Below are 6,515 nucleotides of genomic sequence, written 5' to 3' on the forward strand. Positions count from 1 at the left end.
AAGATTGTTTTTGTCTTTTTTTTGGGCGTTGGATTGGAGTTTCGTCAGAGTTTTTAATTAAAATATCTTCAATTCATTTGACATTGCGATAACAACTAGCCTCACTAATATCAAAACTTTTACCAAGATGAAAAAAAGTACGATATTCTCGTCAATACGATAAAGTCATAAATAATCGATTTTTTANTNNNNATTTTTTAGTGATAATTTGTTAGCTTTGCCACCTTTTTTAAATTTTTCTATTTCAGCAACCTTTAAAATATCTAACATTTTATTAAAAGTGGCTTGTTTTATTCCTGTTAATCGGAATAATTCTTTATTATTATATTAATTAATAAAATCAAATTTATCAAATTTCATAATTTTAGATTCCTATAATTTCTATTTTAAATATATTTTATAGGAATTTTAAAATAACTAGGTTATGCAAGAAGTCTAATAAATAAATATGAGCTAGATTTTGATAATATGGTTCAGAAAATAATATGGTTCAGAAAAATCAAATAAAGACATTACCTTATCAGCTAAAATAATTTTATTTTTGTTTGTAAAAGGGCTATATTCCGTTGATCCACCAATTTCTCAAATAAAAGCATTAGGGTCTAGTTGTTTAACTTTATCAATTAAATCAATATCCCCTTTACCATCAATAATAATTGTGGTTTCACGAAATTTAAGCCTTAATTCTTTTACAATTTGCATTAATGTCGTTGTTTTACCACTATCAGTAGTTGTCAACAAGGATAGTGTGTTGAGATAAATTTGATTTTATTAAGCCAAAGTTTTTGTTTAATTTAACCAAATTTCACAAGATAATTTGGTTAAATTTTTGCGCTATTTTCTTTGCTTTTTTCTTTTGTTCAACAATGCCAATTGTTATTGCTAACCCGATTAGAATTGGCATTCCCACGGAAATTATTTTATTGCCGATTTCTTGTAAGCTAGTTGCGCCACTTGTAGCTAAGAAAGTCATCATTATTTATTACCTTTTTGTTTTGCTTCTCATTCTTAGTCGTCTTTTTTCGTTTGGGCAATATCTTTTTCGGTTTTTTCAGCAAAAGCTTCGGCCTTTTTCTTGCGGATTNGTTTTAAAATAAACGGNTNAANCACAAACCGTTTAAACAACCAAGCAAGAAGAGCAAAACCAACAATTGAACCCAAGACAATTCCGAAGATAGTTCGAATACCCAAACCATCTTTTTTGTTATTGTCGGGTGCATTACTATCTTTGATTTGTAAGGTAAATTGTTCTGCTGTCGCGTTGTTGTATTTAACAGTAATGTTTACTTTATCATTTGGTTTAAACTCATTTTGGTTTAATTCAAACGAAACTTTGTTGACATCATAATTGCTGGTATTTACCTTATCAATTTTGATGTTGTTTAGAATTTGGGTTTTTAACTGCTCTATAACTTGCTCTGCTGTCAACGGTTCTTTTGATAACAATTTAGCATTGGTTTTAAACCAATCAGCAACAGCACTCGCAAATTGACTATCACTAGCGATTTTTTGTCAGTTTTTACTTTCTGCAAACAATTTATTTAGTTGACTAGCACTAGAACCACGGATATTGTCGTGTCCATTTGCTTTTGCTCAGTTTTCAAATTGTTTGCCCTTATCAGTATCAAAATAATTTGCAATTGTTTTATTCTTTGCAATTTGTAAATAAACATTGTTAGTATGACCTAGGTTATCAGATAGTTCAACAACATATTTACCCTCCTTTGTTGCCAACTGTGACCCATCAAGTTTAATGCCACTTGTAGGGTCAATNTTGNTTGNNTGTGATGTTTTATTTCATTGCTCATCACANCCATANACNACCTCAGTTATCACACTGCTTGCGGTTGGTTTTACCATTGTGATAACACTTTCACTATTCGCATAATAGAATGTATTAACTGGGTTTGTAATATTAGTGTCATCAATTTGACCAAGATAATCTTTTATTACCGTTGCCATTGATGATGTTGGTGTTACATCAATCTTCAAATCAACCACCGTTGCTGGCACAATATTGTATTTAATATCCACCGAACTTTTGTAACTTTTGCTGTCTGTTTTTGCAGTTAAAGTTGCTTCAGTATCTGTTTTGTCAGTTATTTCAATTTGCGAAAAATCATCAATGACATTACCGTTTTTCTGATTAACCGCGGCAAAAATAGTATCATCGTTGTTATCTAAGATATTTCCTAAATCAGTCGTTTTGATTAAATCACTTAGATTTTGTTGCACTGGTGTTGGTGTCGGGTCTATTTTCGCCTGCATCGAGACAATAATTTTACTCGTATATTGTTTACCATCCAAAGTAAAAGTTACTTTTAAATTATGGTCGCGGCGTGCCGTTTCCGGTTTAACATTGATAGTCCAGTGTTTATTTGTTTGTCCTTGTTGGACATTATCAAATACAACTTTATCAATATTTGGATTGGCAATATCAATGTTTAACTCCCCATCAACGCTAAGCACATCAGGGTGAGTTCAAGTTTTCGTTTTTGAACTATTATCCACCAAAGTAAACTGGCTTTGTTTTTTTGTTCACGACAAAGCAGTTTGTAAAATATAAGCACCACCGCTTGTCCCAATATAAATATTTCCATTTGCTGATAGTGTAAAAGATGTCATATACTTATCAATACCATTTATTTTGGTTGGCGTTGTTGAACCTTGTTTCAAAACAAATAAATCGCTATCTATACTAAAATAAATATTGTTTTGAATACTAAAAGTTATATTTCTAATATTTCCTTTTATTTCATTTATTTTGGTTGGTGTTACTTGACCTTGTTTCAAAACAAACGCACCATTTTTCGCACCAATAATTAATTTATTATTTTCATTTACAGAAATGCTATTAATTACAAAGGGCATTGTTGGTTTGATAATAGTTAATTTATTTAATTTATTATTTTCTGAATTTAAATAATAAATATTACTATTTACAACAAAATAAATAATATTTTTTTTGTAATTAATTACTATGGAATCAACTGAACCATTTATTTTATTTATTTTGGTTGGTGTTACTTGACCTTGTTTCAAAACAAACGCACCATTTTTCGCACCAAGACCAAAATAAACATTATTTTTGCTATCAACAGCAATTGCATTAACTCTGTAAGTAATACCATCGATTTTCGTTGGTGTTGATTCCCCGTGTTTTAAAACAAATGCACCATCCTTCGTACCAAAATAGATGTTGTCCTTACTATCAACAGCAAGAGAAATAACACTATGACCAAGACCATTAATTTCTTTTAATGGTAGATAATCATTGTTGGAATTATATGACAAAGTACTAACATCGCGTTTAATACGAGTTTGTATTGTGTTGGCTAGCAACGGCGCAGGAACGCTTGCTGTGAGCGTAGTTATTGTTAATAAGCTTAGTAATTTTTTCATTTGCTTATTTCCTTTCTGAAATCTCTTTTTTAATAAAAATAGGAATAGCACTACCATACTATTCCCACAAAACAATTTCTAACATATTTCACAGTGTTACCCAAAAAATAACACCAAGAAATATGTTAAAATTGTCTGTGGAAACGCTAGTAAACGCTAGTGTTTCCACGATATTAAGTTATTTGACGATAATTTAATATCACTTTATAAAGTTTTACAAGCAGTAAGGAGACAAATCACTTACTAGTAATATCTTACCACATCTAATTTATAGGTGTGGTTTTTTATCTAAATTGTTATTTCCCGCAATTTCTATCTCCCGTGTTAATCGTAAATCATTGTTCATCAACTTTTTGGATGACAAAGCTACAATTCAGACACTTTTGCAAATCAACATCAACAATCATTAAATTATGATTGATAGTGTCTTTATTTTCTACTTTTTTCATCGTTATTTGATTTCCTTGATGAGTTCTTCGTATGCTTGTTTTTGTCGCCAATAATAAATATTTCCTCATATATTAGAAAGTTTATTTTCAGTTTTAATAAATGATTTTGAATTAGTTATTACACTTTGTAATAAATTATTATTTAATTTTTCGTTTTCTAATAACTTATAAATTTCAATAGTATCTTCATCTTCTTTAACATTATTAAAAAGTATTTTTAAAATTGGAACAACAATATTTTCTTGTCTACAAATATGATTTAAAGTATTTTTCAAATCTAAAACTCCTTTAAATGCACCTAAACCATTATTAATTGGCATAATAATTAAATCAGAAATAATTAAAAAATTAAGTGCTAATTCTAAAACTGTTGGGGGATAGTCAATTAATACATAATCATATTTTAAAAAATCATTATTAAAACTATTTAAAATATTTTTTCCCACTTTATATATTTTATCTTGCGTATATAAATTGTTTAAAATTGCAGAAGATTTTGTTAATTCTTCACCACCAATAATGATGTCAATGTTTTTATACTTTGTTAATTGAATAATATTATTAATGCCAACATTAAACCCACCAAACAATTTTAATAAAGTAATGTCTTTTACAATTTTATTTGTATAAAATTGTACTGACAATGTTGCTTGCGGGTCAAGGTCAATCAATAAGACCTTTGCCCCATCAATAGCTAATTTATAGGCAACATTTTTGCATAATGTTGTTTTACCAACCCCACCTTTTTTGTTACAAAAACTAATCATCTTCATAATTATTGTTTTCCTTTCCATAACGTTCTTCTAAAATAATCGTCATTAAAGTTGTAAAACTCCATCTTTTTTTTTCGGCTTCTTGTCTAAATTTATTTACTAAATATTTAGAACAAAAAGTATTAGGTATCATATCTTTGCTTGTTCTTTTTTTAAATTCTTTTGTATTAGAAAAACTTGAAAGTTCTTTTATTCCATTTTTTTCAAGTAATGTATTTAATTTTGCCATATTTTTCTCCTTTTTTCTTTATTTATATTGTATCATTTTTTTAAAATAAAACATTTTTTATTTGTTTTATTTTTAAAATATAAATAAAAACACTGTATATATTAAAAATTATTAAAAATAAAACATTTTTTATTTGTTTTATTTTTAAAATATAAATAAAAACAATGTATATATTGAAAATTATTAAAAATAAATTTACTTTTTGTTACCCATTTCTCCGTGAAAATAACACTCAATGCGCCACAAACTACAATTGCAAAACAAGCAATGAAAAACCCTTATAAAATAAGAGTTTTAAGTAGGGGACTAAGTCAAATTATTCGGTTTAAATTGCTCTAAATATTTCACAAACATACTAATCAATTGTTTATCTTTTTGTAGTAAACCGTTAATAATTTCACTAGCATTGCGAGTATTTAGTTCATTTAGTTTTTATCTAAAGTACTATATTTAATCTTATTATTTTTTAAATGTTGATTTTTAACTTTTATTAAATAATTTATAAAATATTCATGTCAAAATTCCCATGCTTTGGTTTTTAAATCATCAGAAGCTAAAAACCAATATGCAAACCCTTCCGCCATAAATTCATAATTACTAGTTAAAGCATAAGTACTAAAAGCAAAAGATTTAAAAATTTTTTCTATACTTATATGTAAATTATTAAAATTTATAATTTTACTTTTTAAAAATTCTTTTAAATGAAAAACAATATCAATATTATTAAAATCATAATAATAATGTACTATATGTCCTAATTCATGAATTAAAGTATGAAAAAAACTATTAGTTGATTTTCCACCATTTTTTCATTCATTATTTATGGTGTTTTCATAAATGCATTCCAATGCAATTGGAGCTATTTGAATGGTTCTATTATTTCTTGTTGTTATACCAAATGAATGAAGATTTTTACTAATTATTATTGCATATAAAATATTATCAGCAGACTTTTTATCTAAAACATTGGAAATAAAATTATAAAATAATAAAATGAGTTTTATTAAATCATTTTGGTATTTTTGACAAATATCACTATTATTTATTAATTCTTTTAAAGTTTTTCTTACACCTAGGTGTAAGAAAACAAATAATTCTTCAACAGAATTAAATATTTTTTCTTTATAAAAAGATAAATTTTTATTATCTGTTGTACTTAAAAAAGCATTAGTTAAATTTTGTTCAGTTGATGTTAAATTGTTATAATTTCCATAATAATCATCTTCATTATTGTAATATTTATTATTTTTATTATAAGCTCATGTCCCTTTATATCCTCTATTTTGAAATAAAATTTGACTAGGCTTATATGTCTTTTTTATTAAATCAATATTATTATTTGTTGTATTTAATTTTTCGGGTTTAACTGGTTCTGGAAAAAGCGACTTTTTTGGATTTCAATAAACAGAATATAAAACATATAAAATAAAACTTAATAAAATAATGACTACTAAAATTATGGAGATGTTAATTATATAAAATAATCTTTTTTTACCTCTATTCATTATTTTTCTCCAACTAAAATTATTATACTTATGTATTACATAAAACTGGGCTCGCGATGATTTTTTAAATTTTATGGAAATTACTTAAAGTTTAAAAAAACTTTTGCCGCGCTTTTCAAAATCCTTGGGAAAAATTCTAAGCGTTAAGCGAAGAATT

The 6,515-nt window shown here is 26.5% G+C and carries 6 protein-coding genes and 1 pseudogene; all 7 read right to left on the reverse strand.

Going from position 1 to position 6,515, the window contains the following annotated elements; all coding sequences use genetic code 4:
* Window positions 1–453 precede the first annotated feature (453 nt).
* The gene (locus BST80_RS03300) at window positions 454–738 is read right to left on the reverse strand and encodes a hypothetical protein (protein ID WP_415745958.1); all 285 of its coding nucleotides are present in this window, start codon (window positions 736–738) and stop codon (window positions 454–456) included.
* A complete protein-coding gene (locus BST80_RS03305) occupies window positions 722–976 on the reverse strand; it encodes a hypothetical protein (RefSeq protein ID WP_415745959.1) in 255 nt (84 codons plus the stop codon). The genes BST80_RS03300 and BST80_RS03305 overlap by 17 nt, the downstream gene beginning before the upstream one ends.
* Window positions 977–1,008: 32 nt before the next feature.
* Window positions 1,009–3,402: pseudogene (locus tag BST80_RS03310) on the reverse strand (adhesin).
* Window positions 3,403–3,698: 296 nt separating this feature from the next.
* Window positions 3,699–3,902, reverse strand: coding sequence for a hypothetical protein (locus BST80_RS03315; protein ID WP_415745960.1), 204 nt, complete (start codon window positions 3,900–3,902; stop codon window positions 3,699–3,701).
* Window positions 3,854–4,624, reverse strand: coding sequence for a ParA family protein (locus BST80_RS03320; protein ID WP_415745961.1), 771 nt, complete (start codon window positions 4,622–4,624; stop codon window positions 3,854–3,856). The genes BST80_RS03315 and BST80_RS03320 overlap by 49 nt, the downstream gene beginning before the upstream one ends.
* Window positions 4,611–4,853, reverse strand: a complete 243-nt coding sequence (locus tag BST80_RS03325) for a hypothetical protein (protein WP_415745962.1) — start codon at window positions 4,851–4,853, stop codon at window positions 4,611–4,613. Before BST80_RS03325 ends, BST80_RS03320 begins: the two co-directional genes overlap by 14 nt.
* A 425-nt stretch (window positions 4,854–5,278) precedes the next feature.
* Window positions 5,279–6,358, reverse strand: a complete 1,080-nt coding sequence (locus BST80_RS03330) for a hypothetical protein (protein ID WP_415745963.1) — start codon at window positions 6,356–6,358, stop codon at window positions 5,279–5,281.
* Between the last annotated feature and the right edge of the window lie 157 nt (window positions 6,359–6,515).

The organism is Spiroplasma sp. Moj (genome assembly GCF_016082285.1).
GTDB lineage: Bacteria > Bacillota_I > Bacilli_A > Mycoplasmatales > Mycoplasmataceae > Spiroplasma > Spiroplasma phoeniceum.